General features: G+C 69.6%; 27 protein-coding genes and 1 pseudogene. 16 read left to right on the top strand and 12 right to left on the bottom strand.

Going from position 1 to position 24,555, the window contains the following annotated elements; translation table 11 throughout:
* Nucleotides 1-2 precede the first annotated feature (2 nt).
* The 8 genes from OG607_RS26770 (at nt 3) to OG607_RS26735 (ending at nt 8,723) form a co-directional block, all read left to right on the top strand.
* Nucleotides 3-1,007 (top strand): ornithine cyclodeaminase family protein, encoded by a 1,005-nt coding sequence (locus OG607_RS26770; RefSeq protein ID WP_405728515.1) that lies wholly within the window; start codon nt 3-5, stop codon nt 1,005-1,007.
* Entirely contained in the window at nt 1,004-2,179 is a 1,176-nt protein-coding gene (locus OG607_RS26765; RefSeq protein ID WP_405728512.1) for a DSD1 family PLP-dependent enzyme, read from the top strand. The genes OG607_RS26770 and OG607_RS26765 overlap by 4 nt, the downstream gene beginning before the upstream one ends.
* A gap of 285 nt (nt 2,180-2,464) precedes the next feature.
* Nucleotides 2,465-3,442: a TAXI family TRAP transporter solute-binding subunit gene (locus OG607_RS26760; RefSeq protein WP_405728509.1), complete on the top strand. Its 978-nt coding sequence runs from the start codon at nt 2,465-2,467 to the stop codon at nt 3,440-3,442.
* A complete protein-coding gene (locus OG607_RS26755; protein WP_405728506.1) occupies nt 3,439-4,146 on the top strand; it encodes a class II aldolase/adducin family protein in 708 nt (235 codons plus the stop codon). The genes OG607_RS26760 and OG607_RS26755 overlap by 4 nt, the downstream gene beginning before the upstream one ends.
* Nucleotides 4,147-4,251: 105 nt before the next feature.
* A complete protein-coding gene (locus OG607_RS26750) occupies nt 4,252-4,998 on the top strand; it encodes a dienelactone hydrolase family protein (RefSeq protein WP_405728503.1) in 747 nt (248 codons plus the stop codon).
* 32 nt (nt 4,999-5,030) lie between these two features.
* Nucleotides 5,031-6,014: a hypothetical protein gene (locus OG607_RS26745; RefSeq protein ID WP_405728500.1), complete on the top strand. Its 984-nt coding sequence runs from the start codon at nt 5,031-5,033 to the stop codon at nt 6,012-6,014.
* A gap of 22 nt (nt 6,015-6,036) precedes the next feature.
* Nucleotides 6,037-7,137, top strand: coding sequence for an alcohol dehydrogenase catalytic domain-containing protein (locus OG607_RS26740; RefSeq protein ID WP_405728497.1), 1,101 nt, complete (start codon nt 6,037-6,039; stop codon nt 7,135-7,137).
* Nucleotides 7,134-8,723, top strand: a complete 1,590-nt coding sequence (locus OG607_RS26735) for a bifunctional 3-(3-hydroxy-phenyl)propionate/3-hydroxycinnamic acid hydroxylase (protein ID WP_405728494.1) — start codon at nt 7,134-7,136, stop codon at nt 8,721-8,723. The genes OG607_RS26740 and OG607_RS26735 overlap by 4 nt, the downstream gene beginning before the upstream one ends.
* A gap of 346 nt (nt 8,724-9,069) precedes the next feature.
* Here OG607_RS26735 and OG607_RS26730 read toward each other — a convergent pair.
* The 3 genes and pseudogenes from OG607_RS26730 to OG607_RS26720 all read right to left on the bottom strand — a co-directional run.
* Nucleotides 9,070-9,229 (bottom strand): annotated as a pseudogene (locus OG607_RS26730) (alkene reductase); the annotation flags it as partial.
* A 131-nt stretch (nt 9,230-9,360) separates the two neighbouring features.
* Nucleotides 9,361-10,425, bottom strand: coding sequence for a zinc-binding alcohol dehydrogenase family protein (locus OG607_RS26725; protein WP_405728491.1), 1,065 nt, complete (start codon nt 10,423-10,425; stop codon nt 9,361-9,363).
* A 123-nt stretch (nt 10,426-10,548) separates the two neighbouring features.
* Nucleotides 10,549-11,400 (bottom strand): SDR family oxidoreductase, encoded by an 852-nt coding sequence (locus OG607_RS26720; protein ID WP_405728488.1) that lies wholly within the window; start codon nt 11,398-11,400, stop codon nt 10,549-10,551.
* A 91-nt stretch (nt 11,401-11,491) separates the two neighbouring features.
* Here OG607_RS26720 and OG607_RS26715 point away from each other — a divergent pair, with 91 nt between their 5' ends.
* The 3 genes from OG607_RS26715 (at nt 11,492) to OG607_RS26705 (ending at nt 13,054) form a co-directional block, all read left to right on the top strand.
* The gene (locus OG607_RS26715; protein WP_405728485.1) at nt 11,492-11,980 is read left to right on the top strand and encodes a MarR family winged helix-turn-helix transcriptional regulator; all 489 of its coding nucleotides are present in this window, start codon (nt 11,492-11,494) and stop codon (nt 11,978-11,980) included.
* 467 nt (nt 11,981-12,447) lie between these two features.
* Nucleotides 12,448-12,822, top strand: a complete 375-nt coding sequence (locus OG607_RS26710; protein ID WP_405728482.1) for an antibiotic biosynthesis monooxygenase family protein — start codon at nt 12,448-12,450, stop codon at nt 12,820-12,822.
* 49 nt (nt 12,823-12,871) lie between these two features.
* Nucleotides 12,872-13,054, top strand: coding sequence for a hypothetical protein (locus OG607_RS26705; RefSeq protein WP_405728479.1), 183 nt, complete (start codon nt 12,872-12,874; stop codon nt 13,052-13,054).
* A 553-nt stretch (nt 13,055-13,607) separates the two neighbouring features.
* Here OG607_RS26705 and OG607_RS26700 read toward each other — a convergent pair.
* Entirely contained in the window at nt 13,608-14,360 is a 753-nt protein-coding gene (locus OG607_RS26700) for a fumarylacetoacetate hydrolase family protein (protein WP_405728477.1), read from the bottom strand.
* Between the two features lie 195 nt (nt 14,361-14,555).
* Here OG607_RS26700 and OG607_RS26695 point away from each other — a divergent pair, with 195 nt between their 5' ends.
* The 5 genes from OG607_RS26695 to OG607_RS26675 all read left to right on the top strand — a co-directional run bounded on the left by OG607_RS26695 (nt 14,556) and on the right by OG607_RS26675 (nt 17,772).
* On the top strand, nt 14,556-15,050 hold the full coding sequence (locus OG607_RS26695; protein WP_405728474.1) for a VOC family protein: 495 nt from the start codon (nt 14,556-14,558) through the stop codon (nt 15,048-15,050).
* Between the two features lie 51 nt (nt 15,051-15,101).
* Complete coding sequence (locus OG607_RS26690; protein WP_405728471.1) at nt 15,102-15,905, top strand: IclR family transcriptional regulator; 804 nt, start codon at nt 15,102-15,104, stop codon at nt 15,903-15,905.
* A 119-nt stretch (nt 15,906-16,024) separates the two neighbouring features.
* Nucleotides 16,025-16,249 carry a ferredoxin gene (locus OG607_RS26685; protein WP_405728468.1) on the top strand — a complete coding sequence of 75 codons (225 nt, stop codon included), beginning with the start codon at nt 16,025-16,027 and terminating at the stop codon, nt 16,247-16,249.
* Between the two features lie 67 nt (nt 16,250-16,316).
* Nucleotides 16,317-16,520 (top strand): hypothetical protein, encoded by a 204-nt coding sequence (locus OG607_RS26680; RefSeq protein WP_405728465.1) that lies wholly within the window; start codon nt 16,317-16,319, stop codon nt 16,518-16,520.
* 70 nt (nt 16,521-16,590) lie between these two features.
* Nucleotides 16,591-17,772 carry a cytochrome P450 gene (locus OG607_RS26675; protein WP_405728462.1) on the top strand — a complete coding sequence of 394 codons (1,182 nt, stop codon included), beginning with the start codon at nt 16,591-16,593 and terminating at the stop codon, nt 17,770-17,772.
* An 83-nt stretch (nt 17,773-17,855) separates the two neighbouring features.
* Here the strand turns inward: OG607_RS26675 and OG607_RS26670 are convergent, their stop codons facing one another.
* Genes OG607_RS26670 through OG607_RS26635 form a run of 8 tightly spaced genes read right to left on the bottom strand, consistent with a single transcriptional unit; the run spans nt 17,856 to nt 24,519 of the window.
* Complete coding sequence (locus OG607_RS26670; RefSeq protein ID WP_405728459.1) at nt 17,856-18,314, bottom strand: MarR family winged helix-turn-helix transcriptional regulator; 459 nt, start codon at nt 18,312-18,314, stop codon at nt 17,856-17,858.
* A gap of 44 nt (nt 18,315-18,358) precedes the next feature.
* The gene (locus tag OG607_RS26665) at nt 18,359-18,733 is read right to left on the bottom strand and encodes an antibiotic biosynthesis monooxygenase family protein (protein ID WP_405728456.1); all 375 of its coding nucleotides are present in this window, start codon (nt 18,731-18,733) and stop codon (nt 18,359-18,361) included.
* A gap of 14 nt (nt 18,734-18,747) precedes the next feature.
* Entirely contained in the window at nt 18,748-19,911 is a 1,164-nt protein-coding gene (locus OG607_RS26660) for an NAD(P)/FAD-dependent oxidoreductase (protein ID WP_405728453.1), read from the bottom strand.
* A complete protein-coding gene (locus OG607_RS26655; protein WP_405728450.1) occupies nt 19,911-20,234 on the bottom strand; it encodes a 2Fe-2S iron-sulfur cluster-binding protein in 324 nt (107 codons plus the stop codon). Before OG607_RS26655 ends, OG607_RS26660 begins: the two co-directional genes overlap by 1 nt.
* The gene (locus OG607_RS26650) at nt 20,231-21,469 is read right to left on the bottom strand and encodes a cytochrome P450 (protein WP_405728447.1); all 1,239 of its coding nucleotides are present in this window, start codon (nt 21,467-21,469) and stop codon (nt 20,231-20,233) included. Before OG607_RS26650 ends, OG607_RS26655 begins: the two co-directional genes overlap by 4 nt.
* Before the next feature lie 23 nt (nt 21,470-21,492).
* Complete coding sequence (locus tag OG607_RS26645; protein ID WP_405728445.1) at nt 21,493-22,413, bottom strand: VOC family protein; 921 nt, start codon at nt 22,411-22,413, stop codon at nt 21,493-21,495.
* A 46-nt stretch (nt 22,414-22,459) separates the two neighbouring features.
* Entirely contained in the window at nt 22,460-23,305 is an 846-nt protein-coding gene (locus OG607_RS26640; protein ID WP_405728442.1) for a fumarylacetoacetate hydrolase family protein, read from the bottom strand.
* Nucleotides 23,306-23,346: 41 nt separating this feature from the next.
* On the bottom strand, nt 23,347-24,519 hold the full coding sequence (locus OG607_RS26635; protein ID WP_405728439.1) for an acyl-CoA dehydrogenase family protein: 1,173 nt from the start codon (nt 24,517-24,519) through the stop codon (nt 23,347-23,349).
* Nucleotides 24,520-24,555: the final 36 nt, after the last annotated feature.

Below are 24,555 nucleotides of genomic sequence, written 5' to 3'. Positions count from 1 at the left end.
TGATGACCGCCACCGGATCGACCGCAGACACAGTGTCCGCTGCCTCCTCCGGCTCGGCCCGCCCACCGACGCAACGCGGCCTGCTGCACATCACCGAGGAGCAGACCGCCGCGCTCGTGGACGAAGAACTTGCCCTGGAGGCGGCCCGGGCCGCCTTCGCCGCCACGGTGGGCGGCACGGTCCTTCCCAGCCTGGCCGTGCACGGATCCGATCCGCGCAACCGGTTCACCCTCAAGCCGTCCGCATCCGCGACGCACGCCGGGGTGAAGATCGGCACCTACTGGCCGGGCAACACGGAGCACGGTCTGCCGCGTCACCACTCCACCCTGCTGCTGTTGGACCAGACGATCGGCCGTATCGCTGCGATACTGGAAGTGGGCACGGCCAACGCCTACCGGACCGCCGCGGCCGACGCCCTCGCCGTCGGACTGCTGGCCCGGCCGGAAGCCACCACCCTGGCCGTCTTCGGCACCGGTCACCAGGCCGCCTATGAGGTGCGGGCCGTCAGCCGCGTCCGGCCCGTCGAGGAGGTCCTGGTCGTGGGACGCACTGCGGAGCGTGCCGAGCGGATGGCCGCGGCACTGACTTCACAAGGTCACGCTGCCCGTGCTTGCGGCGCGGAGGAAGCGTGCGACCGGGCCGATGTGATCGTCACCGCCACCACCGCCCGGGCCGACACCCCGCCCCTGTTCGAGGCCGGCTGGGTCCGCCCCGGCACGCACATCTCCTGCATGGGCTCCGACGCCCCCGGCAAACGGGAACTCCCACCCGAACTGTTCGGCCGCGGCCGCGTCTTCTGCGACCTGCCCGAGCAGGCTCGGCGCATGGGCGAGAGCCAGCACGCCCCCGCAGCCACCGTCCTCACTCCGCTCGGCGAGGTCCTCACCCACCGCGCCGCGGGACGCACCGACGACAGTGACATCACCCTCTTCGACAGCTCCGGTATCGGACTGCAGGACCTCTACCTGGGCCTGGCCCTTCTGCAGAGAATGGACATCTCCCTGTGAACACCACCGCACGCGACAGCGCCGCCACCGGCCCGACCCTGTCCGACCCGGACACCCCGTTCGCCGTCGTCGACGTCCACCGGAGCAGGCGCAACATCGAACGGCTTGCGGCCAGGGCCGACCGGCTCGGCGTCACCCTGCGCCCCCATGTGAAGACGGCCAAGAGCCTGGACGTCGCCGCCCTCATGCACAGCGGCACGCCCTGCCCGGTCACCGTCTCCACGCTCGCCGAGGCCGAGGCGTTCGCCGACGGCGGCTACACCGACATCACCTACGCCGTCGGCATCGACCCCCATAAACTCCCGCGCGTCATCGCCCTGCTCAACCGCGGCGTGCGCCTGCGCCTGCTGCTGGACAGCACCGAGCAGGCCCTGTCCGTCGCCGAAGCCTCGCGCCGGGCCGGACTGCCCCTCCCCACCCAGATCGAGATCGACTGCGACGGCCACCGCGGCGGCCTCAGGCCCGAGGACCCCACGCTGACCGAGATCGGCCGCATCCTGCACGAGGCCGGCTGCCTGGACGGCGTACTGACCCACGCGGGCGAGTCCTACTTCGCCTACACCCCGGACGAGCAGCGCCTGGCCGCGAAGAACGAACGCGACACCGCCGTCGCCGCCGCCGAGCTGCTGCGCGCGGCCGGACTGCCGCTCGACACCGTCAGCGTCGGCTCCACCCCCACCGCCCATGCCGCCGAGGACCTCACCGGCGTCACCGAACTGCGCGCGGGCAACTACGTCTTCTTCGACCTGGTCATGGCCGGCATCGGGGTCTGCCGCATCGAGGACATCGCCCTGTCGGTCGTCGTCACCGTCATCGGGCACCGCCCCGAACATGGATGGATCATCACCGACGGCGGCTGGATGGCCATGTCCCGCGACCGCGGCACCGCCGCCCAGGCACAGGACCAAGGCTACGGCCTGGTCACCGACCTGCACGGCGCCCTCATTCCTGACCTGGTCATGACCGCGGCAAGCCAGGAACACGGCACCCTCACCGCCCGCGACGGCGCCGAACTCCCCGACCTGCCTGTCGGCACCCGTCTGCGTGTCCTGCCCAACCACGCCTGCGCCACCGCCGCCCAGCACCACGGCTACCACGTCATCGACAGCGCCCGCACCGCGAACACCGCACCAGCGATCCACGCCTTCTGGGAACGCGTCACCGGCTGGTGACCAACCCGCGCAACGGACAGACCAGCCGCACCGGTCAGCGGATGCCTGCAGGGGGGTGACCCCATCGGCCCCCCGCGCGGACTGCACGGCATGACCACCCGACGGACACCGGCTTTCGCACGCGCCTGTTGCGGCACCACCCGGAGGCGAGTGGTGACCAATGGCTCTACTACTAGAGGTATAGGCTTAGATTCATAGCCCTCCCTCTCTCGCCATAGCGGGCATCGCCTTCTATGCTGGTCACTAAATAGGACGTCAGTCCTTATATACAGGACAGGAGTCGTCATGAGTTCACCCTCCGCTCAAGCCGGCCGCCCGGCGGAGCCGAAGATCGAGCGTTCGCTCGTGCTGCACCTGCGGGGCGACTGGGGCGCCGCCAACCTGCACCGGGTGTGCGGATGGATCGCGCAGGAACTGGCCGATCGGTGCGGCCCGCACACGAGGATCGCCACCTGGAACAGCCGGGGGTTCAGCGACGCCGTACGGGCGGTCGGCCGGGGTGAGGTGCAGGTGGCACTGACCACGCCCACCGCCTTCACGGTCGCCGCGCTGGAGGGGGGCGGTGTCTACGCGGACGAGTTCTACCCGGATCTGCGCGCCCTCGGTGTCGTACCGCAACGCGACCGTCTCGTGGTGGGCGTGCACAAGGATCTCGGTGTGACGACGTTCGCCGAACTCAGGGAGCGGAAGCCCGTTCTGCGGCTCGCCACGTCGGTCCACGACGGCGTCAACCATGTGGGGCTGGCGGCGCATCACCTGCTGACCCGGTCGGGCGTCGACGTCACCGGGTGGGGCGGCGAACTGCTGGAGGACGAGCGGCCGTTCGAGTCCCTGGACCATGTGAAGGAGGGCCGGGCGAACGCGATCGCGCACGAGGCGGTGATGCTGCCGCACTGGCAGGAGATCGGCAAGTACCTGAACTTCCTGGAGGTCGAGAAGGACGTCCTCGACAGCCTCTACGACGACTTCTCCTGGCCGGCGGCCATGGTCGAGGACGGCTACTTCCCCGACCGGGCCTCCTTCAGGACGCTCGACTTCTCCGACTTCCTGGTGCTCACCCGTGCCGACCTCCCGGACGACGTGGCGTATGCCATCGCCTGGGTGCTGGGAGAGACGCGGCACATCCTGGAGGGGCAGTACCGTCATCTGTCCCCCGAACGCAGCCCGGTCACCTACCCCCTGGATCCCGTCACGATGGGCCAGGCGCCCATTCCCCTCCACGCTGGTGCCGCCCGGTACTACAACGCCCTGCCCGTCTCATGACACCCGCCGAGGCACGCGGGTGCGTGGTCGAGGCCTCGCACGCGCTGGCCGCGGCGGGGCAGGGCGACATGGTCTGGGGGCACGTCGCGGTGCGGGACCCGCAAGGGCGCGGCATCTGGATCAAGGCGCCGGGCTGGGGACTCGAAGAGGTGGATGACGACCGCCTGCAACTTGTGTCGTGGGACGCCGAGGTGCTGCACGGGGAAGGTGCTCCGCACAAGGAGTGCCACATCCACCTGGAGATCCTGGCGGCCTCACCGGAGCTGACCTGCACGGTGCACACGCATGCGGTGTCGGCCGTCGCCTTCGCGGCCCTGGGGACGAAGCTGCGTGCGATCTCCCACGAAGGAGCCCTCTTCGAGGGACAGGACGTACCGCGGTTCCAGGCCACCGGTGGGCTGGTCAGCACCCCGGATCTGGGCGGGGCACTCGTCGCCGACCTGGGCGGGGCGCCGGCCGCGCTCATGCCCAGACACGGCCTGGTCGCCGCGGGCCGCACGGTGCCGGCCGGCGTCATGCACGCCGTACTGCTCGAACGGGCCTGTGCCGTCCAGCTCACGGCGACCGCGGCCGGCGGTGTGCGTGTCGAGTCCAGCGTCGAGGAAGCCCGTGCCAAACGCGCGGAGTGCTGGCCCGACAGCCAGCTGGAAGCCGGATACCGCTATCTCGTCCGGCGTGCGACCGGCGCTCCCACCGCCTCCTGACACGGCAACCGAGCCGTTCGACACCCGCACCCCGTCTCATCGTCTCGGGCCGGGGCGACGACCGCCCGGCACCTCATCCCTCCCCACAGTCAAGGACCCAGCATCATGAGCGACCAGCACACCACCCCCGGCGCGACGACCGCGTGGATCACGACCGCCACGGCCGACGGGCCGATGCGCGTGTTCGTGGCGCGTCCCGACCGGCCCGCGGACCGGGCCGTGATCGTTCTGCAGGAGGCCTTCGGGGTCAACGACCACGTCCAGGACATCGCCCGCCGCTACGCCGCGCGCGGCTTCCTCGCCCTCGCTCCGGACCTGTTCCACCGCAACGGTGTCGGGACGCTCGCCTATGAACAGCACGCCGAGGCCATGCCGCTGATCGGTGCCATCGGGCCGGACGCGATCGTCACCGACGTCGAGGCGGTCCTCGCCCACCTCACGGAGCGGGAGGATGTTCCCGCCGCGCGCACCGCGGTCAACGGGTTCTGCTTCGGTGGCCGGGCCGCCTTCACTGCGGCCACCGGCATCGGCGGTCTCGGCGCCGTCGTCGTCTTCTACGGTCCCGGCATCGCCGCTGGCCCGCACGCGGTCGTGGACCGGGCCAAGAACATCGACGCCCCCGTCCTGCTGCATGTCGGCTCCCAGGACCCCACCATCCCCGCCGATCAGGTCGCGGCCATCGAGGGAGCCCTCACCGCTGCGGGGACCGACTTCGAGAGCCACGTCTACAAAGGCGCCGGGCACGCCTTCGCCTGCGACGCCCGCCCGCGCCTGTATGCCGAGGACAGTGCACGGATCGCCTGGCGGCGCACCCACGCCTTCCTCGACAAGCACCTGCCCCAGGCCGCCTGACTCCCAGCATCCCGACGAAACAAGGAAGTTTCATGGGTACCGTCACCGAAGTCGTCGCCGTGGTCTGCTCCGACGAGCCGTCGCGCACCATCGAGCGCGACGAGCACCTCCTGCTCTCGCCACCGCACCCCAGCCGCCTGCCGATCAAGCTGTGGAGGGACCACGAGCCGCTGAGCGTCGTGCACTTCCCGCAGGAGTACCAGGCGCTTCCGTTCGCTCCGCCGCGGGGCGTCTACGAGAGCGCCCAACTGCGCGTCGAGTGGCAGACGATGGACGGCCGCCAGCCCTTTTACCACCGCAACTGCGACGTCGACGAGATCTCGTACCAGATCGACGGCGAGCGCACCCTGATGACCGAGCTGGGCGTCGTCGAGCACCGGCCGGGCGAGTTCTCCCGGCTGCCTCGTGGCGTCGCCCACGACAACTGGGGGCGCCGCGAGAGCCACCTGCTCTTCTACACGCCGGCCCCGGTCACGGAGGAACGTGTCGCCGCCCGGCCCTCTCAGGTGGTCATCCCGCCGTTCCCCGGATGGGAGCCCGGGGCGATCAACGAGGCGGTCACCCAGTGCATGGGCTCCCCGGGGCACGACATCACCGTCGCGCCCGTCGACGAGCTGCGGCTGCTGGAGCAGGTGCACGCGGAGAAGGAACGCCTCCAGGTCCTCAACGGTTCGGACGAACCCGGCATGACCTGGCTGTACCGCTCCTCCGGCTTCCGCCTCGGCACCGTACTGCTGACGCCCGGCGGCCCGCGGATCTACCGCCGCACCCTGGACGCCGACGAGATCCAGTACCAGATCAGCGGCCACCGCACCCTGATCAGCCAACGCGGCATCGTCGACCTCGGGCCCGGCGACTTCGTCCGCGTCCCGCTCGGTGTCGCGCACACGAGCGTATGCGCCGAAGAGAGCCGGCACATCGCCCTGTACTCGGACCGGGAGCTCCCGAAGATCACCGAAACGACCAGGACCGCCGAGCCGTACACCCCCGAACGCCTGACCGCCCTGAACGTCTGAGACAACCGAGGAGCCGCACGCCATGACCGCCATGCTCGCCGCACGGGCCCAGAAGGGCTCCGACGCACTGCACCTGCACAAGATCGCCATACCCGAGCCCGGCCCCCAGGACGTCCTGATCCAGGTGGCCTCCGCGGGGCTGGCGCCCGGCATGATGAGCCTGCTGGCCATGGGCGCCTTCAAACATCTGCCGACCACCCTCGGGCACGAGGCCGCCGGCACGGTAGCCGCCGTCGGCAGCGAGGTGGACGGCATCGAGACCGGCACCCGGGTACGGGTCCACCCGAACCTCAACTGCCGTACCTGCGGCTACTGCCGCTCCGACCGGGACATGATGTGCCCGCAGCAGGCGATGATCGGCCACGCCGCGTTCGGCGACGTCCCCATGCCGCTGTACGACCGCTACCACGACGGCGGTCTGGCCGAGTACATCCGGGTGCCGCACTGGCTCGTCGACCCGCTGCCCGACACTGTGTCCTTCGACGTCGGCGCCAAGGTCCACGACCTCGCCAACGCCGTACGCGCCCTGAAGTGCGCCGACCTGCCCCTGGGCGCCACCCTCGTGGTCACCGCCGCCACCGGCACCATGGGCACCGCCACCATCAAACTCGCCCGGCACTACGGAGTGGCACGCCTGATCCTCGTCGGGCGCAGCGCCGAACGGCTGGCGGCGGTCCGACCGCTCGCCGGGGACGTGAGCACCGACATCGTGGCGCTGGAGGAGCTGCCCGCGAACTGGGCCAAGGACGGCGGACTCACCCGCGCCCTGCGCACCCTCGCCCCCCAGGGCGCGGACGCGGTTCTCGACTACGTACCGGACGGACCGGCCAGCGCACAGGCGCTGGCCGCGCTCGCCACCGGCGGAACCCTGGTGCACATGGGCGGCAGCCGCAGCCCGCTGATGCTGCCCCTGGCCGCTGTCATGGTCAACTGCTGGCGCTTCGTCGGCACCCGTGCCTGTACCCGCACCGATGCGCGGGAGGTTCTCACTCTGCTCGCCCAGAACGCGCTCGACGTGGAGGAACTCATCACCCACCGCTACCCGCTGGCGCGCGCCGACGAGGCCGTGGCCGCCCTGCAGAGCAGGACAGAACCGATATGGATGGCGGTCGTCAACCCGTGAACCCGACGCAGCATCCGGTCCTCGTGGTGGGCGGCGGCCCCGTCGGCCTCACCGTCGCCAACCTCCTAGCGGCCCGTGGTGTTCCGTTCGTCCTGGTGGAGCGCAACCCCTCCACCAGCGACGAGGCCAAGGCCATCAGCCTGGACGACGAGTCCCTGCGGACCCTGCAGACAGCAGGCCTCGCGGACAAGGTCCTGGACATCGTGGTGCCCGGCACCGGCACCCGCTACTACGACCGCAAGGGCCGGCCGCTCTTCCACGCCCGCGGCCCGCAGCCCTACCGGCTGGGCTTCCCGTTCAAGAACCAGTTCGCCCAGCCGGAACTGGAAAAGGTCCTCCTGGACGAACTGAAGTACCGTCCCGCGGCCGATGTCCGCTTCACCACCGAGCTGGTGGACGTGGAGGAGAACGCCGACGGCAAGGGAGTCACTGCCACCGTCCGGCTCACCGGTGACACGGCCACGGAACTGCTGCCGGTCAGCTGGGTCCTGGCCTGCGACGGCGGCCGGTCCACCGTGCGCGAACTGCGCGGCATCGATATGACAGGAACCTCCCACCAGGAGGTGTGGCTGGTCGCCGACACCACCGGCGACCACCACGACGAGCGCTACGGGATGCACCGCGGCACCCCTGACCGGCCCACGGTGATCGTGCCCGGCCGCGGCGGCCGCTGCCGCTACGAGTTCCTCCTGCACCCCGGCGAGGGAGGCAAGGGGCTCCGGCCCGACTTCGAGACCCTGCGCCGGCTGGTCGCCCCCTACCGGCCGCTCACCGAGGACCAGGTGGAGCGCTGCACCGCCTACACCTTCAACGCCGTCGTCGCCGACCGCTGGCGCGACGGGCACGTCCTGCTCCTCGGCGACGCCGCGCACATGATGCCGCCGTTCGCAGGACAGGGCCTCAACTCCGGGATACGGGACGCCGCCAACGTCGCCTGGAAGATCGACGACGTGTGGCACGGCAGGGCCGGGGACAGCCTCCTGGACACCTACGAGGCCGAGCGCCGCCCCCATGCCACGGCGATGGTCCGCTACTCCGAGCGTCTCGGCGACATCGTCATGACCACCGACAGGCGACGGGCCCTGGTACGGGACATCGTCGCCCGTACTCTGCTGCGCACCCCGCCGGGGCGGCGCTATCTCACCGAGATGCGGTTCCGGCCCCGGGCCCGGCACGAGGCCGGACTCGTCATGGGCGACCACGTCCTGACGGGCACTCAGCTCCCGCAGCCGCGCGTCCTGGTGCCGCCGAGTCTGCGCCCCAGGCTCCTCGACGAGGTACTGGGAGACTCGTTCGCCCTGCTGGGCGTCGATGTCCCCGACACGGCCTGGCGGCGTTTCGACGGAACGCACTGGCCCGACGACGCCCTGGGCATCAGGCGGATCGACGTACTCCTCGGCGACCGGCTGCCGCCCGCGACGGGAGCGCGCACGTCCGTCGCCGACGCGGACGGCCGCCTGGAGGAGGCACTCGCAGCCGCCCGCAACCGGTTCGTCCTCGTCAAACCCGACCGCTACGTGGCCGCCGTCATCGGACCGGACGACATCTCCGCCGTCGCCGCGGCACTGCGCAAGGAGACCCGGTGACCACTGAGCAAGGAGATACCCAGTGACCACCGTCCCGACAACCATCGCTGCCGTATAGGTCCACGAACACGGCGGCCCCGAGAACTCATGCATGAGCGGCGGCCGCTGCCGGCCCTGGGTTCCACCGTTGTACTGGTGGCCGGGACACCGCCGCCGTCTCGGGCTGGGACCTGAAGTACCGCCGCGGGACCTGCAACCCGGCTCGAGGCTGCCCGGCCGTGACCCCTTCCCCATGCCCCAGGAGCTGGGACGAGAGGTCGCCGGAACGGTCGAGGAGGGCGGCTTCAAACAGAGCGGCGTCGGACGGCTCAACAGCCCCGCGCCCCGGCCGAGTTCCCGGAGATCAGTCGGTCACCTTGCGCCACGCCTCGACCTGCGCGGCGAAGTGGCTGCCCGGCGCGCGTCCGGGCAGCCCTGACCGACACCGATGGCTGCACTCCCTCCGTGACGGTCAGGCCGGCACTCGCCCGCTGTGTGCAGTAGGCGGCCATCAGGTCGGTCGGGCTCTCGTCCTCGACGAAGGCGCGGCGAGGGTCATCAGCGGGCTGCTCTTTCCGGCGGCCGTGACGATGGCGCGCTCACCACGCCGTCTGCCGGCGTCGGCAATCGACCCGGTTGTCATGGATCGACCCGCGTGTCAGGGCAGGAGGAGCACCTTGCCGATCTGCCGTTGGCTTTCCAGGTACGCGTGGGCCTCGGCCGCCTCTGCCAGGGGGTAGGACCGGTCGATGACCGGGTTGATCTTTCCGGCCGCCAGCAGTTCCAGGCACAGCTGCTGGTCCCGCCAGGTCGCGCCGCGCACGCTGGCGATTTTCACCTGCTGGCCGATGAGCGCGAACGAGTCCAGCTCGAGCTGGGATCCCTGGCTGGGCGGTGAGCCCAGGACGATGACCGTGCCGCCGAGCCGTGTGCAGGAAAGGGAGAGCTGGAAGAAGTCGTTGCCGCCGACGCAGTCCCAGACGGCGTCGGCGCCCAGGCCGCGCGACAACTCCCTGACCTGTGCCGGCAGTCGGGCATCGGTGGAGTGCAGGATGTGGTCGTAGCCGAGCTTCTTGAGCGCTTCGTCGCGGTCCGGCTTGGTGGTGGTGCCGATGACGGTGGCTCCGCTCAGCTTCGCCAGTTGTGCGCAGGCGATCGCCATCCCGCCGCTGGCGCCGGTGATGACCACGGTGTCGCCGGGACCGACGGGTGCTTGCCGCGCGCAGTTGAGCGGGGTGGTGTAGGTCCACATGGTGGCCGCGGCCGTCTCGAAGTCGACGCCGTCGGGGATGGGCAGGACCGCGTCCTGGCGCCGCACGACGTACTGGGCGTATCCGCCGAAGACCTGGTGTCCGGGGTAGGCGGTGTCGACGCACAGGTTTTCGAGCCCGCGCACGCACAGGGCGCAGCTACGGCACGGCGGGTGCGGAAGCTGCACCGCCCTGTCGCCGGGGCGCCACGTGGTGACGTTCTCGCCGGTGGCGACGATTTCACCGGCCGCGTCCCGGCCGAGCTGGAACGGCAGCGGCCATGCCGGCCGTCCCGGGAGAGGCTTCGGCAGGTTGCCCGCGCGGTACCGGAGATCCCAGGTGTTGACGGCCGTGGCGTGCACGCGCATCAGGATCTCATCGGGGCCGACCTCGGGTATCGGCACCTCTGTGTACTTGAGCACCTCGGGCCCGCCATGCTCGAACAGGCGGACCGCCATCATGGTCTGTTCCACTCTCATGTTCCCTTCAGATCGTTATGCGGTTCATCGGAGGCTCCATGGAGCCTCCCGCGCCTCACCCGCCCCGGTGGGACCGTGTGCGAGCGGACGTCGGTCAGGCAGCTCGACAGGGGTGGATCAGGAACTGACCGGTCCGGCGATCGGCCACCCGGTCTCGGGGCGGGTGAGCGTCAGCTCGAAGATCCGCGCCACCGTGTCCGGGTCGGACGACCGCGTCGGGTTCGCGAGCAGGTCTACGACGGTCGCGGGCGGCCCCGGCGGAACGGCGACCCGGTCGATCGGCACACGGTCGATCGGCACGGCATACCCGTTGATCTTTTCCGCCATGTCCTCGATGGTGAGATCACTCGGGCCGACGAGGTCGTAGGTACCGGCCTTGCCGAGACCGTGGGTGGCACGGACGATCGCGTCGATGACGTCGGCGGCGTGGACCGGGCGGAACTGCTGCGTGCCGTCACCCATGACGCGAACCGGAGCATCCGGGCCCTTTTGACGGAGCATCAGCTCGAACGGGCGGGGGTCATCGTGTCCACCCACCATCGGGTGGACACGGAAGATCACACTGTCGCTGACGGAGTTGACCAGGTCCTCGGCCTGCCCCTTCGTCCTGATGTACCAGTTGTCGTGCGCCGAGTCCGCGCCCACGTACGACACGTAGATGAGCCGCGCCGCAGGGTGGATCGAGTCCACGACCCTGCGCGTGGAAGCGACGTTGCCGGCCTCGTAGGTGTCGAGGTCAGGAGCGGCGAAAACGCCGCTGAGGTGGACGACCACCGACGCGTTCGCGATGACCTCGACGGCCCGCGGGGACCGAGTCCAGTCCGGGACGACTTCGTCGGCGGGCAGATCCTCCGGCGTCCGGACGAGTGCTGTCACGCGCACGTTCGGGTCTGAGACAAGGGGCAAAAGGTCGCGTCCGGTGCGGCTGTTCGCGCCGGTGACGACGACGGTGCGGGGGGTGCTGGACATCAAGAGCCCCTTCCGAATCATGCGCAGCGAGAATACATCACACAGCACATGGTTACACGGCACATGTTCGCCTGTCATCTATCATGGCGGCATGGATGCGATCGAGGAGTTCGGCCTGCTGGTCAAGGCGCTGACACGGGAGGCGGACCGCCGGATCAACGACCTGCTGCGACCGCTGGGGATCACCACGAGCCAAGCCGAGGCACTGCAGCTTCTCGACCGGTACGGTCCGCTGTCCCTCGGCGAGTTGGGCACACTCCTGATCGCGGAAGGGGGGCATCCGAGCCGACTGGTGGATCGACTGGTCGCCTCGGGGCTTCTTCAACGGGAGTCCGCCAGCGACGACCGCCGCCGGATCGAGATCTCCTGCACCCCACGCGGGCGCGAACTCGCTCACGCCGCCCGCGAGCGCAAGGAGATCTTCCGTACCTGGATGCGCGGCCGGCTGGATGGACTCGACCTGACTTCCACCACGAGCTTGTTGGCAACCTGCCTGGTCGATACCCCCCTGTCGGAGACCGTGCACCAACGCCGCACACGGCCACTCGCCGGGGAGATCCCGCAGCAGCCCGAGGCCTGAGCCAGGGGGACGCCTCGTCGAACGCGGCAGAGGAGCAGCACGCCCACTTTCTTCTTTATATTCATTATGGTAAATTGCTCGCACGGTGAACGCAGTTCCTGTAGCTTCCGGGCACAGGGACCAGGCCGAGGCGCGGCGCTCGACGCCTTCGCATCTCTTCCGCTTCGGTCCTCCCAGCACAACAGGCTGACCCGCTCATCGCGGTCGGCCCACCTCGGCACGGCTCCGACGCAACTCCTGGTTCACGGGGCCCTGCCCCTCTCCCCCACCACCGCCAGTGCAGCGATCCCACACGAACGGCACATCTCACGCTGACGTCCTCGCAGGCGCCAAGGGTCTGTTCAGGCGCCCCCCACCTGCGTTCGGGACCGACGGCCCGACCGGACCGATGACCGGGTCGAACAACAACCGGCGTCACCGATCACCAGCGTTACCAATCACCGGCTTCACCAATGAGAGGAACTCCCATGCTCGAACTGAGGCATCTCGACCCCTCGCACCCCTTCCAGGCCCAACTTCAGGGGCCGGACGACGGACAGCCCATCACCCTCGTCAACACCTTCGTCGCCCCCGAAGGGCAGGCCGAAGAGGTCATCGACATCTGGCGCCATGACGCGCTGTACATGAAGGCGCAACCCGGCTTCGTCGAGGCTCAGCTGTACCGCGGTATCGGGGACTGTCATGTCCTGACGAATGTGGCCGTCTGGGAGTCGCTGACGGCACTCAGGAACGCTTTCATGACCGATGAGTTCCAGAGCATGCTGTCGCGCTACCCGGACGGCGCGGTCGCGCACCCGGTCGCCGTGCACAAGCAGGCCGTCCCGGGTGTGTGCGTCGGATGACCAGCTCCTCCATCGACGACCTGGCCGGTGGACCGGGCACGCCGACTACATGAGGTCCCAGCCCGGCCTGCTCAACGCGCCACTGCACCGGACGCCGGGTGATGGCACCATGCTGATCGACCTCGCGGACCGGCAGTCCCCCGCCGCTCTCCGCGAGGCCGTCTGCACGCCGGAGTTCGCGGCGATCGCGGCGGATTATGCGCCCGGCCCATCTGCACGCGGCAGTTGCTGAGCAAGGCGGCGGTGGAGGGGTCTGCATGGCGTGACCTTGGTGGCAGCGCGACCACGATGACGTGACGCGCAGCCAGCCCGGTTCAGGTCCCTCACCGCGCTGATGGCATGGGTGGAATCGCTGCGCTGCTGCCGCCGGCCGCGCCCGAGTGGCTGGCCGGCGCGGTGGATGGGCCCGAACTGGCGCACCGCTACGGCCCGCGCATGGACGGGTGGAGGCTGCCGGCCTCACTGACCAAGCGGGACCGGCTCGCGGTGGTGTTCGGGCAGGACGCGCTGATGCTGTGCCGGGCGGTGCGCGCGTCCGGCGCCCCGCCGTGGCTGGTGGCGCCTCCCGGACCAGCAGACTCGAACGCCTTACCCACATGCGCACACAGCCTGACCGGCGACCGCTCGGAATGGGGCAACGGAGTCGCGCGCGGGACCAAAGCGCCCCGGGCAGCGCCAGGGCGTCCGATGCCCTGTTTTTCAGGTTGCATGTCCTGTTATGCAATGCCCATGCGGTCACGAGACTGCGGAGCCCGGCATCACCTGGCTCCGCACCTGCGAGCTGCTCAGTCCCGCGTCTCCAGGGCGCACCGGTTCACGGTCTCGCCGAGGCCCTCGATGACGGTCCGCAGGGTCTGGCCGTCCTTGAGGTACACCTTGGGGTCACGCCCGTCGCCGACACCTCCCGGCGTGCCGGTGCAGATCACATCTCCGGGTAGCAGCGTGATGATGCCGCTGACGTACGTCACGATGTCGGCGATACCGAACAGCAGGTCGGACGTGCGGGAGTGCTGCATCACCTCACCGTCCACCTCGCAGCGGATCTCCAGGTCGGGCTCCTTGCCGCCGAACTCGTCCGCGGTGACCAGCTCGGGTCCCAGAGGGGTGGTCGCCTCGAACGTCTTGCCGGCCAGGAACTCCCGCGTGCGGCGCTGGTACTCGCGCACGGTCACGTCGTTGAGGATGCTGTAACCGGCGACGAAGTCCAGCGCCTCGTCCTTCGTCGCATGCCGGGCGGGCCGCCCGATCACGAAGGCCAGCTCTGCCTCCCAGTCCACGGTGCGGCTGACTCGGGGCAGCGTGATGGGGTCGTTGGCCCCGATGAGGGCGCCGTCGTACTTCGCGAACAGCGTCGGGTAACGGGGCGTGTCCCGCCCCATCTCCTTGATGTGTGTCGCGTAGTTCAGCCCAAGGCAGATGATCTTGTTCGGGTGGGGCACCAACGGGGCGAAAGCGGCGTCGCCGACGGCGATGCGTTCGCCGTCCGTCGCTGCAGCGGCCTGGAACCAGCCGTCGCCGGAATTGAGCAGGGCACCCACGTCAGCATGGGAAAGCAGAACGTAGGACTCCCCGTCACGCCGGGCCGCTCGGTTCCCACTACCCGTCCGCAAAGTCGCAAGTCGCATGCCTGTGCACCTCTTCCTTCATTGACCGATGCCGCGACTGATCGTACTCTAGTTGCGATATACGGGACAGTAGTCCTGATAATCGAGACACACTGAGGAGTGGCAGTCATGGCCATCACCGGACTCGGTCACACCGGACTGTGGGTGTACGACCTGCCGAAGATGCGGGACTTCTACGAGCGCGTCATGGGGCTGACCGTCACCGACGAGGACGAGGGCCTGGAGATCGTGTTCTTCAGTGCGCGGCCACAGGAGGAGCATCACGAGTTCGTGCTTCAGGCCGGGCGCACCTCACCCCTCGGGGACAAGCAGCAGCACCAGATCTCCTGGCGCGTGGAGTCCGTCGAGGACCTGCGCGCCTTCCATCGGCGGTTCGAAGCGGAAGGAGTGAAGGTCCAGCAGGAGGTCACGCACGGCAACGCCCTCGGTATCTACTTCTTCGACCCCGAGGGCAACCGCAACGAGGTCTACCTGCGGATCGAGCGGGATGTGCGCCAGCCCTTCCGCAAGTCCATCGACTTCGGCCTCCCGCCCGAGGAGATCTACGCCGAGGCCGAGCGGCTGCTGAACGACGGCGGCGCCGCCTACCGGCCGGTCCAGTGATCTCGAGGATCGGCGCCCCCGACCTCCCCGGATACACGTACGATGTCCTGCATGACAGGACCTAAGTCAGAAAAGGTCGCTCCGGTGGGTCAGTACCGGGAGCGCAACTCGACCGCGGACCGCGCGCTGGACATCCTCGGGCTGTTCTCGGAGAACAAGCTTTCCGTTTCCGGCCAGGAAGTGGCCACCGCCCTGGGGACAGCCCGCTCGACCGCCTACCGGTACTTGCAGAGCCTCGTGGGGGGCGGCTTCCTGGAGGAGGATCCCGGCGGCGGTTTCCGGCTGGGGCTGCGCGTTCTGGAGCTGGCCCGGCTCGCCAGGCGAGGGTACGGCCTGTCGGAGATCGCCCTGCCCGTGATGAGGCAGCTGTGCGCCCAGGTCGGAGAGACCGTGCTGCTGACTCGCCGGGCCGGCGGAGCCGCCATCTGCGTGGAGCGGTGCGAGGCGGACCATCCTGTGCGGATCTCCTACGAGCGCGGCAGTGTCCTGCCGGCGAACGCCGGCGCCTCCGCTCTGGCGCTGCTCGCATGGCTGCCCGAGCAGGAGTGCCGTGAGCTGCTGCAAGGGCAGCGGCTGCAGCGGTTCACCGCCCGCACCATGACGGATGTCGACGCGGTCGTGGAACGGCTCGCGGACATCCGCCGTGACGGGTACTGCGTCAGCCGCGGTGAACTCGACGCGGACATCCTCGGTATCGCCGCACCCGTGCGCGGAGCCTCCGGGGCCGTGGTCGCCGCGCTGAGTGTCGCCGCCCTGGAGCACAGAGTCCCCGACCGCCGGCTCCCGCAGGTGATCGAAGCGGTGCGCAACGCGGCCGACCTCATCAACGACCAACTGGCGGTCACCGGGGACTGACGTACAGGAGTTCTGTTTTATAGGACACTTGACTTGATTTTCAGGTCGCAGCGTCTTAGTTTCAGGGTGATCAGCAATATGCCGATGGGTGCTGCACGCGGGCCACGACAGGAGTTGCGATGGAGCAACGGGAAACAGGCCGGCTGTCGGTCGACAGACAGCGGTGCGAGGGCTACGGGATGTGCGAACAGGCCGCACCGGAGCTGGTGCACCTCGACGAGGACGACGAGTTGGTCATCCACGCCGTCGAGATTTCCGCGGCGCACATGCCCACGGCCGACTCCGCAGTGCGGGCCTGTCCTGTAGCCGCCCTGACCATGTCCCGCGCATTGGCGTCGAGATGACTACTCGGCGCCACATCGTCGTCGGGAGGGTGTCCCGGGCGGGGTTCTCCGACTCCACGGACGCCGCGTGCGCACCCCGCACTGGTCGAGCGCGCTGTCCCGGTTCAAGGCCGCCGCGGCCATCCTGCTCGGTCTCAGGCCGGCCCACGCGGCCGATCCCGCGCTGCCCCTCGTCCGGACCGAGGCCTTCGGGCTGAAGGCCCACCCGGCAGGCCGTCTGCCGCCTGACGGCGAGCCCACCGTGGACGGTCACGGCACCACCCCGTGGTGAACGTCCCGATGCCGGCGCCCCGACTCGCCAGACTCGCCCAGCGCCCATGGGCGCACGGAAAGAGGCTCTGATGGAATCCATCGCCACCGTCCCGCGCTCGGATGCCGACATATTCTCCGAGGAGGTCATGGCCGCGCCGTACACGGTGTTCCGTGAACTGCGCGATGCCGGCCCCGTCGTCCGTCTGGACCGGTACGACGTGCTCGCCGTCCCGCGCTACGCCGAAGCGCGCCACGTGCTCGGCGACTGGGAGGCCTTCTCGTCGGCCGACATCGCGCTGAACGACCGGTTCAACCAGTACCTCGAAGGATCAATCCTGAGCGCGGCCCCGCCGCTGCACGACAGGCTCCGAGGCGTCATGGCCTCCCGTCTGGCTCCCCGGGCCATGCGCGACCTGAAGCCCGACATCACCCGGCGCGCGGAGGAACTGGTCGAACGGCTGGTCGCGAAGGGATCGTTCGACGCGGTGGCCGATCTCGCGTGCTGGTTCCCAGTGGAGGTCGTCGGTGACCTGATCGGGCTGCCGCGCGAGGGACGCGAGCGGTTGATGCCGCTGGTCGACGCGAACTTCAACTGCTTCGGACCCGACAGCGACCGCACCCGGGCGTCGGCCGCGAAGCTGCCTGAGCTGGCCGACTACGTGATGACCAGTGCGGCCCGCGGAGCGCTGACCGAGGGCAGCATGGGAAGCGCGGTGTACGAGGCCGCCGACGCGGGAGACATTCCGCAGGAGTCCGCTCCGTGGCTGGTGATGGGGTACGTCACCGCTGGGATGGACACCACCGTGCACGCCATCGGTCACGCCGTCTGGCTGCTCGCCGAGCATCCCGACCAGTGGGACGCGCTGCGGGCCGACCCGTCGCTGGTGCCGCAGGCGTTCCGGGAGGTCCTGCGCCACGAGTCACCGGTGCAAGTCTTCGGTCGTACCGCGGCGGCCGACTGGACCGTCGGGGACCTCACTGTCCCGGCAGGTTCGCGGCTGGCCATCCTGTACGGCTGCGCCAACCGGGACGAACGCAAGTGGGCCGACGCCGACCGGTTCGACATCACCCGGGCGAACGCGGACCACCTGGCCTTCGGGTACGGCCTGCACGGCTGCGCGGGGCAGGCACTGGCCCGGCTGGAGGGCGAGGCGATCCTGCACGCGCTGCTCAGCAGGGTTCGCCGCATTGAGGCGGGCGAGCCGGTCCGGCACTTCAACAACGTCCTGCGGGGTCTGGAATCGCTACCGGTCACGGTCAGTACCGACTGAGCGAGCCGAACGGGCGGCAGGACGAGCCCGTGCAACGAAGAGCGGCGCGCCGTGTACCGGCGCGCCGCTCGTGCCCGTCGGGCTCACCGGGACGCGGGGGTGAGGGTCCGGGCGAGCTCCCACAGGTCGGGCAGGGCGGCGGTGATACGCCGGGATGTCTCCGGGGGCAGCTGACCGAGGGCCTCGGTGATCGCGTTGTGGAGGCTGTCGTCGACCTCGCCGCCCGCGGTGCGCATCTTGTCGGTCGGGTGGAGCTCGACATAGCGCTTGTCGTGGGCGCTGGTACGGCGCTCCAGGAAGCCGTCGCGGACGAGTTGCGTGACGAGGGTGCTGACGTTGTTGGGCTGCATGCCCAGCGCCTCGGCCGCCTCGCGGACGCTGACGCCTGGGCGGCTGTCGACCAGCCGCAGGACTTCCACCTGGGCGAGCGGGCGCCGTGACTCACCGCTCGGGGGCGACTGGCGCTGGTACAGGACTCGGTGCAGGGTCCAGATGACCCGGACCAACTGCACCGAGGGCTCTCGGGTGACGGACTCACTCATCCCCGAAGAGTACATCTAGCTTTAGAGCTTTTGATCGTGGGCGATCAGGCCACACACACTCCGGCCACCGCTTCCCTGCGCATCACGACCGGGAACGCCAGCGACCCGTCCGGGTAGAGCGGCAGCGTGTTCTGGAACTCCTGGCTCATGAACGCGTTTCTCAGCGAGGTGAGGGACTCCCAGACGGCCACGTTTGTCAGGACGCGACCGTCGCCGATTGCTCGGTGCAACTGCGCGGAGACGAAGCCGGGCTGCGCTTTCATGATCATGGAATCCTGGCGCCAGACGTCGATGACCTTGTCGATCCCGCCTTCGGGAACGACGAAGGTGTTGACGAGGGTGATGGGCTGTCCGTCGTCCGGGCCTTGCAGTTGTGCCAGGAAGGGGGTCGAGGGATCGATGTCCCTGAGCTCTATCACGTGAACTCCTCGGTTCAGGTCGGTTTTAGCTGTTGGCGGGCGGAGACGTGGTCCGAAGGACGGTTGACCGACTCGACGGCCACCAGGGTTGCGCCGTGGAAACACTGCACGGAGAAACTCCCTTCGGCCGGGTCGCCCAGGAGAACCACGCGGTCATGGCCGGTGGAGTCGCCGGCGATCTGGAGCTTGAGATCCCGTTGGTCGCTCCAGAACGACGGGACTCTTCGGTAGTTCTGCGGTCGGCCGGTCGTCAGTTCCTCGGCGACGGTGCGCGCTTGGCCGACCGCGTTCTCCACGCATTCGTACCGGACCGTCCGGCAGCCGCTGGGGTAGCGGGCGCAGTCACCGATCGCGTGGACGTGCGGGTCGGAGGTCCGCAGGCCCGCGTCCACCACCACACCGTTGTCGACGCTCAGGCCCGAGCGTTCGGCGAGCTCCGTGTTGGCGCGCGCCCCTACACCGATCACGACGAGATCGGCGTCCAGTACGGAGCCCTCCTGCAGCCGGACCCCTCGCACGCGGCCCGTCTCGTCGCCGACCAGCCCCGCGACCGGTGACCCCAGGAGAACCCGGCAGCCCCACGACAGATGCGTGTCGTGGAAGAACGCGGACGTCACGGGGGACACCGCCCTCCCCAGGAGGCGATCGGTGCTCTCCACCACGGTGACGTCCTTGTCCTGGCCTCGTGCGTGAGCGGCGAGTTCCAGGCCGATGAACCCACCGCCGACGATCACCATGTCGTGCGCGGCGGCAAGGCGCTCACGCAGTGCGTCGGCGTCGGCACGGGAGTGGAGCCGGAACACGCCGTCGAGGTCGGCACCGGGCAGTACGGCGGTCCTCGGCGTCGATCCCGTGGCCAGGACCAGATGGTCGTAGCGCAGTGACTGCCCGGAAGAGAGGAGGAGGGCCTTCGCCTCGCGGTCGATCCACTCGGCGGGGTCGCCGCGACGCAGGCCGATGCGTGTGCGTTCGTAGAAGTCCGCCGGTCTGAACGCGAGGCGCTGCCCGCCGATGTCGCCGGCCAGGTACCCCTTGGACAGCGGTGGCCGCTGGTAGGGCAGGTCGTCCTCAGCCGTCACGAGCGTCACGGCTTCGGTGTAGCCCTTCTGACGCAGTGCGGCGGCAGCGGTGAATCCGGCGTGCCCCGCGCCGACGATGACGACTCCCGGCTGATCCATCAGTACTGCTCCGACGGGAGGCACACCGTGAGGTCCCCGAGTTCCGGGGTGGTCTTGAGCTGGCACGAGAGTCTGCTGCACGGCGTGCGCGGGGCCGCCGTCGCGTCCAGCATCGCGTTCTCCGCGGCGCTGGGCGGCGGCAGCCGGTCCAGGTCGGCCTCGTCGACGTACACATGGCAGGTGGCGCAGGCGAGGCAGCCGCCGCACTCCGCGATGATCTCGTCGATGCCGTTGCCGACGGCCGCCTCCATCACGCTGCTGCCGGGTTCCGCGTTCACGGTCTCCCGCTCACCGCCGGGCCGCACGAACGTTATCTTGGTCACTTTCCGTCTGCCGTCCTGTTCTGCCGGGCGTCCGGGGTCTCGGGTGTGAACCTGACGGGAAGCTCCAGGATTCTGCGGAGGTTGCCGCCGATGAGGCCGCTGAACCGCACCTCGCCGTCGGTCTCGATGTCCGGCAGCCGGGTGAGGAGCTGGGTGGCGACGGCGGTCAATTCCGCGCGGGCCAGGTGGCGCCCGATGCACAGGTGTCCGCCGAACCCGAAGGCGACATGCGGGTTGGGGCGTCGGCCGAAGTCGAACCGGTCGGGGTCTGTGAACCTCTCCTCGTCGCGGTTGGCCGAGACGTAGTTGAGCAGGATCCGGCTGCCCGCCGGGACGGGGCACCCCTCGATCTCGGTGTCCTGCAGGACGGTGCGCGCGAAATGGGCCAGTGGCGTCGACAGCCGCAAACTCTCCTCGATCACCTTGGGGAGGACCCCGGGGTCGTTCGCGAGTTCCTCCCGGACACCGCTCTCGGTCAGGATGTGGTGCAGGAGAGCGGCGATGGCCGCCGTGGTCGAGTGATGGCCGCCGATGAAGAAGGACATCAGGATGCCGCCGACCTCGTCGTCGGTCAGCGGCCGGTCTCCCAGGGCCCCTGAGGCGAGCTGGGTGAGGTAGTCGTCCCGGGGGTTTTGGCGCCGGTCTTCGAGTTGGGCGGCGGCGAACGCGAAGAACTCCTTCGCGGCCTGGGGCATCCGGTCCGTGTTCTGAGCGGCGACCATCGCCGACCCCAGTTCCCGCATGCGGGGAGCCGCTTCGGCAGACAGCCCCACCATGTGCGAGATGACCAGAGCGGGCACGGTCTCGGCGACGGCCGACGCGAGGTCGGCCCTGCCGTCCCGGGCGAAGCCGTCGATCTGTGCGCGCACGATGTCGTCGATCACCGGCCCCAGCTCGCGCACCTTGGCCGGCGTCAGCGGGGCGAGCATGAGGGTGCGCCACGCGTCGTGTTCCGGACCCTCGTATTCCAGCGGCACGATCTTGGGCAGGTCCCGGCTGGGGAGGATGACCCCGTCCGCCGCGCTGAAGCGCTCCGCGTCACCGGTCACCGTGCGCAGGGCCTGGTAACGGGTCGTGACGTAGAACCCGTTGTGGGCGGAGCTGTGCACCACCGGACACCGCTCACGCAGGTCGGCATACGTGGCGAGAACCACGTCGTGGCTGACGCTCAGACTGGGGGCGTGGTGGTCGAAGTCGGTCTCGGGCGGGGGCGTCGTCGCTTCCGTACTGCTCATATGGGGTCTCCTCGGGCGAATGGCTAGTTGCTGTGCGAGTCCGTCATGAGCGCGGCGAGGTCGTCGGGCCTGATGAAGGAGGGCGGCGGGGGCGGGCCCCAGTTGAACAGGCCCTTGGCGCCTTCGAAGACCTCCGGCTTCCACAGCTGGTCGTCGACGACACAGTCCAGGTCGGAGTAGTACTCGGAGAAGTTGCCGGCCGGGTCCTTCAGGTACCAGAAGAAGTTGGAGCCGGCGTGGTGGCGGCCCAGGCCCCACACGTGCCGTTCCGGGTGGTCCTCCAGCATGGCCATGGCGCCGCGGCCGATCTCGTCGACGTCGTCGACCTGCCAGGAGGTGTGGTGCAAGAAGGCCACCGGCGCGGCGAGCACGAGGACGTTGTGGTGGTCGGTGGAGCAGCGCAGGAACGCGCCGACGTCACCCATGAGGTCGGAGACCTTGAAGCCGAGGCCGTCGCGGAAGAAGCCGGTGGTGGCCTCGAAGTCGGTGGTGCCCAGCACCGCGTGGCCCAGCTTGCGAGGGCGGACGGGGGTGTCACGCGTGATTCCAGGTGCGCGAGTCCCACTCCGTTCTATGCGGCCGGGACCGTTGTACGGAGTGGGCGGGGTCTCCGGCTGCGCGACGCGCGGCTCGACGCGCAGGACGGCGCGGACGCCGGTGGTCTTCTCGTACGCGATGAGGGCGCCGGCATCCCGCTGGACGGGGACGCCGAGCCGGTCGAGCCGGTGGGCGGCCTCCGCCAGGTCGTCGGGGTGGTCGACGCCGACGGTGAGCTCGACGAGGCGGCGGGTGGGTGCGTGGGTGATGCGGAGCTGGCGGCCTCCGTCGCGGGTGCTGAACCAGCCGTCCGCTTCTGGGGCCAGGCCGAAGTCGGTGTAGTAGGCGGCGGTCCGTCCGGTGTCGGGAACACCCATGACGACGGAGGAGAGACGGTGCAGGGCCATACTGAACTCCTGGACGCGGAGAGATACCGGGGTGGGTGCGGGGTGCTCAGGCATGGAAGGTCTGGCGCAGTTCGCCGATCCCCCGCACATGGCTGACGAGCACGTCGCCGTCGGCGAGCCAGCGCTGAGGTGTGCGGCCCATTCCCACCCCGGCGGGGGTGCCGGTGAAGATGACGTCGCCGGGCAGCAGCGGGAGCACGGCCGACAGCCGGGACACCAGCGCGGGCAGGGAGAAGATCAGGTCGCGGGTACGGCCCTTCTGGACCTCCTCGCCGTTGATCGAGCAGCCCAGTTCGAGGTCGTCACGGTCATCCAGGGCGTCCGGGGTGACCAGGTACGGTCCCATCGGGGTGAAGCCCGGATAGGACTTGCCCAGACCGAACTGGGGAGCGGGGCCCTGTAGTTGGGTGATCCGCTCCGAGACGTCCTGGCCCACGGTGAGCCCGGCGACGTACCGCCAGGCGTCGCCCTCCCCGACCTGGTACGCCCACTCGCCGATGACGGCGACGAGTTCGACCTCCCAGTCGGTGTGACCGCCCTCCGGCAGTCGCACCTCGGTCACCGGGCCGGTGATGCTGGAGACGTACTTGGTGAAGACCGGCGGCAGGGTGTCGGGCACCGCGAAGCCGGATTCGTCCGCGTGCGCCCGGTAGTTGAGCCCTGCGGCGAGCACCTGCCGAGGGGCAGGTGCGGGCGAACCGAGGTCCGCGGTGGCGAAGGGCCTGCCAGGGGGCAGGTCGGCGACCGCCGCCCACTCGCGGAAGGCCTTCCAGTGTTCGTAGACGCTCTGGGGGTCGGGACCGAAGCGGCCATCACTGGCCTGCTCGACGTCGACGGCACTCTCGTCGTCGGTGACGAGGACGAGACGCCCGGAGAGGTTGGCGGTACGCACGTGCTGCTCCTTGCGGGTTGAGGATGATGTGCTGTGCCCCGTCAGACGAGAGGGGTGATCTTCTCGTCGATGCCGAGCAGCGCCTTGCCGTAGACCTCCATCGCTACGGTCGGCGCGGCGACCGCGTGGCGGCCGGCGGCGTTGGCGTCGCGCCAGATCCGCTGCAGCGGGTTGACCTCGGCGAAGGAGCCGGCTCCGTGCACACTGACGAGCGTGTTGATCGCTTCGAGCACGTTCTGGATGGCCCAGCCGGTGTCCGCCCGCACCCGGGCACGCTCGGTGAAGTCGGGATACGTGCCGTCCTGCGCCGCCTGGTCGATGGTTTCGGCGGCACGCCGTGCGTGCAGGGTGGCGGTGTCGATGCGCAGGGCGGCCTCGGCGATCTGCAGCTGCACGGCGACCGAGTCCGCCTGGGTCTCGTAGAAGGTGTAGGAGATGGGTTTGCGGGTGGCCTTCTCCGTGACGTAGTTCAATGCCGCGCGTCCCAGGCCCAGTTGAGGTCCGGCCAGGACGAGTGCGAGGACGGGTACGAACGCCGAACGCGACAGGACCTCGTCGGTGTGCTCGGTCGGGTAGTCGCCCTCGATGGCGGCGGGCACCGACATCACGCGGTGCTCGGGGACGAAGATGTCCTCGGCGACAAGGCAGTTGCTCGCCGTGCCCTTCATGCCGGCCACGAACCACGTGTCCTCCAGGGAGAGGTCCGTACGGGGTGCCAGGACCAGCCCCTGGTCGACGACCTCACCCTTGTGGTCGGTGAGCGGCACGCCGAGCACGGCCCAGTCGGAGTGCGAGGAGCCGGAGTTGTAGTACCAGCGGCCTGACACCTGCCAGCCGCCCTCCACCTTGACGGCCGTGGAGGTAGGGGTGAGGACACCGGTGACCCGGGCGTCCGGGTTGGCGCCGAACACGTCGTCCTGGGCCTTGGCGGGGAAGAGGCTGGTGAGCCAGTTGCAGACGTTGACGAGGGTCACGACCCAGGAGGTCGACCCGTCGCCCTCGGCCAGCGCGGCCGACACGTCGAGCATGGTGCGCATGGACGTCTGGTGACCGCCGTACCGCTTCGGGACCGAGAGCTTGAGCAGCCCGGCTTGGGTGATCGCGTCGATCACCTCGTCCGGTACACGGCGGTCGGTCTCGGTGACCGCCGCGTGCTCGCGCAACAACGGCTGGAGGGCTACGGCGCGGGCGACGAGGTCGTCATGGGTCGTCATGGTGGGGCGCTCTTTCTGTCGGTCGGCGGCTGGGAG

The organism is Streptomyces sp. NBC_01537 (genome assembly GCF_045040445.1).
GTDB lineage: Bacteria > Actinomycetota > Actinomycetes > Streptomycetales > Streptomycetaceae > Actinacidiphila.
Note: the sequence above shows the minus strand (reverse complement) of the source record. Positions and strands in the feature narration are given on the sequence as shown.

Excerpts from the sequence above, each read along its gene's own strand:
- OG607_RS26770 (WP_405728515.1), top strand. The coding sequence starts at position 3 with ATGACCGCCACCGGATCGACCGCAGACACAGTGTCCGCTGCCTCCTCC.
- OG607_RS26760 (WP_405728509.1), top strand. The coding sequence starts at position 2,465 with ATGAGTTCACCCTCCGCTCAAGCCGGCCGCCCGGCGGAGCCGAAGATC.
- OG607_RS26755 (WP_405728506.1), top strand. The coding sequence starts at position 3,439 with ATGACACCCGCCGAGGCACGCGGGTGCGTGGTCGAGGCCTCGCACGCG.
- OG607_RS26750 (WP_405728503.1), top strand. The coding sequence starts at position 4,252 with ATGAGCGACCAGCACACCACCCCCGGCGCGACGACCGCGTGGATCACG.
- OG607_RS26745 (WP_405728500.1), top strand. The coding sequence starts at position 5,031 with ATGGGTACCGTCACCGAAGTCGTCGCCGTGGTCTGCTCCGACGAGCCG.
- OG607_RS26740 (WP_405728497.1), top strand. The coding sequence starts at position 6,037 with ATGACCGCCATGCTCGCCGCACGGGCCCAGAAGGGCTCCGACGCACTG.
- OG607_RS26720 (WP_405728488.1), bottom strand. The coding sequence starts at position 11,400 with ATGTCCAGCACCCCCCGCACCGTCGTCGTCACCGGCGCGAACAGCCGC.
- OG607_RS26715 (WP_405728485.1), top strand. The coding sequence starts at position 11,492 with ATGGATGCGATCGAGGAGTTCGGCCTGCTGGTCAAGGCGCTGACACGG.
- OG607_RS26710 (WP_405728482.1), top strand. The coding sequence starts at position 12,448 with ATGCTCGAACTGAGGCATCTCGACCCCTCGCACCCCTTCCAGGCCCAA.
- OG607_RS26705 (WP_405728479.1), top strand. The coding sequence starts at position 12,872 with ATGAGGTCCCAGCCCGGCCTGCTCAACGCGCCACTGCACCGGACGCCG.
- OG607_RS26695 (WP_405728474.1), top strand. The coding sequence starts at position 14,556 with ATGGCCATCACCGGACTCGGTCACACCGGACTGTGGGTGTACGACCTG.
- OG607_RS26690 (WP_405728471.1), top strand. The coding sequence starts at position 15,102 with ATGACAGGACCTAAGTCAGAAAAGGTCGCTCCGGTGGGTCAGTACCGG.
- OG607_RS26685 (WP_405728468.1), top strand. The coding sequence starts at position 16,025 with ATGGAGCAACGGGAAACAGGCCGGCTGTCGGTCGACAGACAGCGGTGC.
- OG607_RS26675 (WP_405728462.1), top strand. The coding sequence starts at position 16,591 with ATGGAATCCATCGCCACCGTCCCGCGCTCGGATGCCGACATATTCTCC.
- OG607_RS26670 (WP_405728459.1), bottom strand. The coding sequence starts at position 18,314 with ATGAGTGAGTCCGTCACCCGAGAGCCCTCGGTGCAGTTGGTCCGGGTC.
- OG607_RS26660 (WP_405728453.1), bottom strand. The coding sequence starts at position 19,911 with ATGGATCAGCCGGGAGTCGTCATCGTCGGCGCGGGGCACGCCGGATTC.
- OG607_RS26650 (WP_405728447.1), bottom strand. The coding sequence starts at position 21,469 with ATGAGCAGTACGGAAGCGACGACGCCCCCGCCCGAGACCGACTTCGAC.
- OG607_RS26645 (WP_405728445.1), bottom strand. The coding sequence starts at position 22,413 with ATGGCCCTGCACCGTCTCTCCTCCGTCGTCATGGGTGTTCCCGACACC.
- OG607_RS26635 (WP_405728439.1), bottom strand. The coding sequence starts at position 24,519 with ATGACGACCCATGACGACCTCGTCGCCCGCGCCGTAGCCCTCCAGCCG.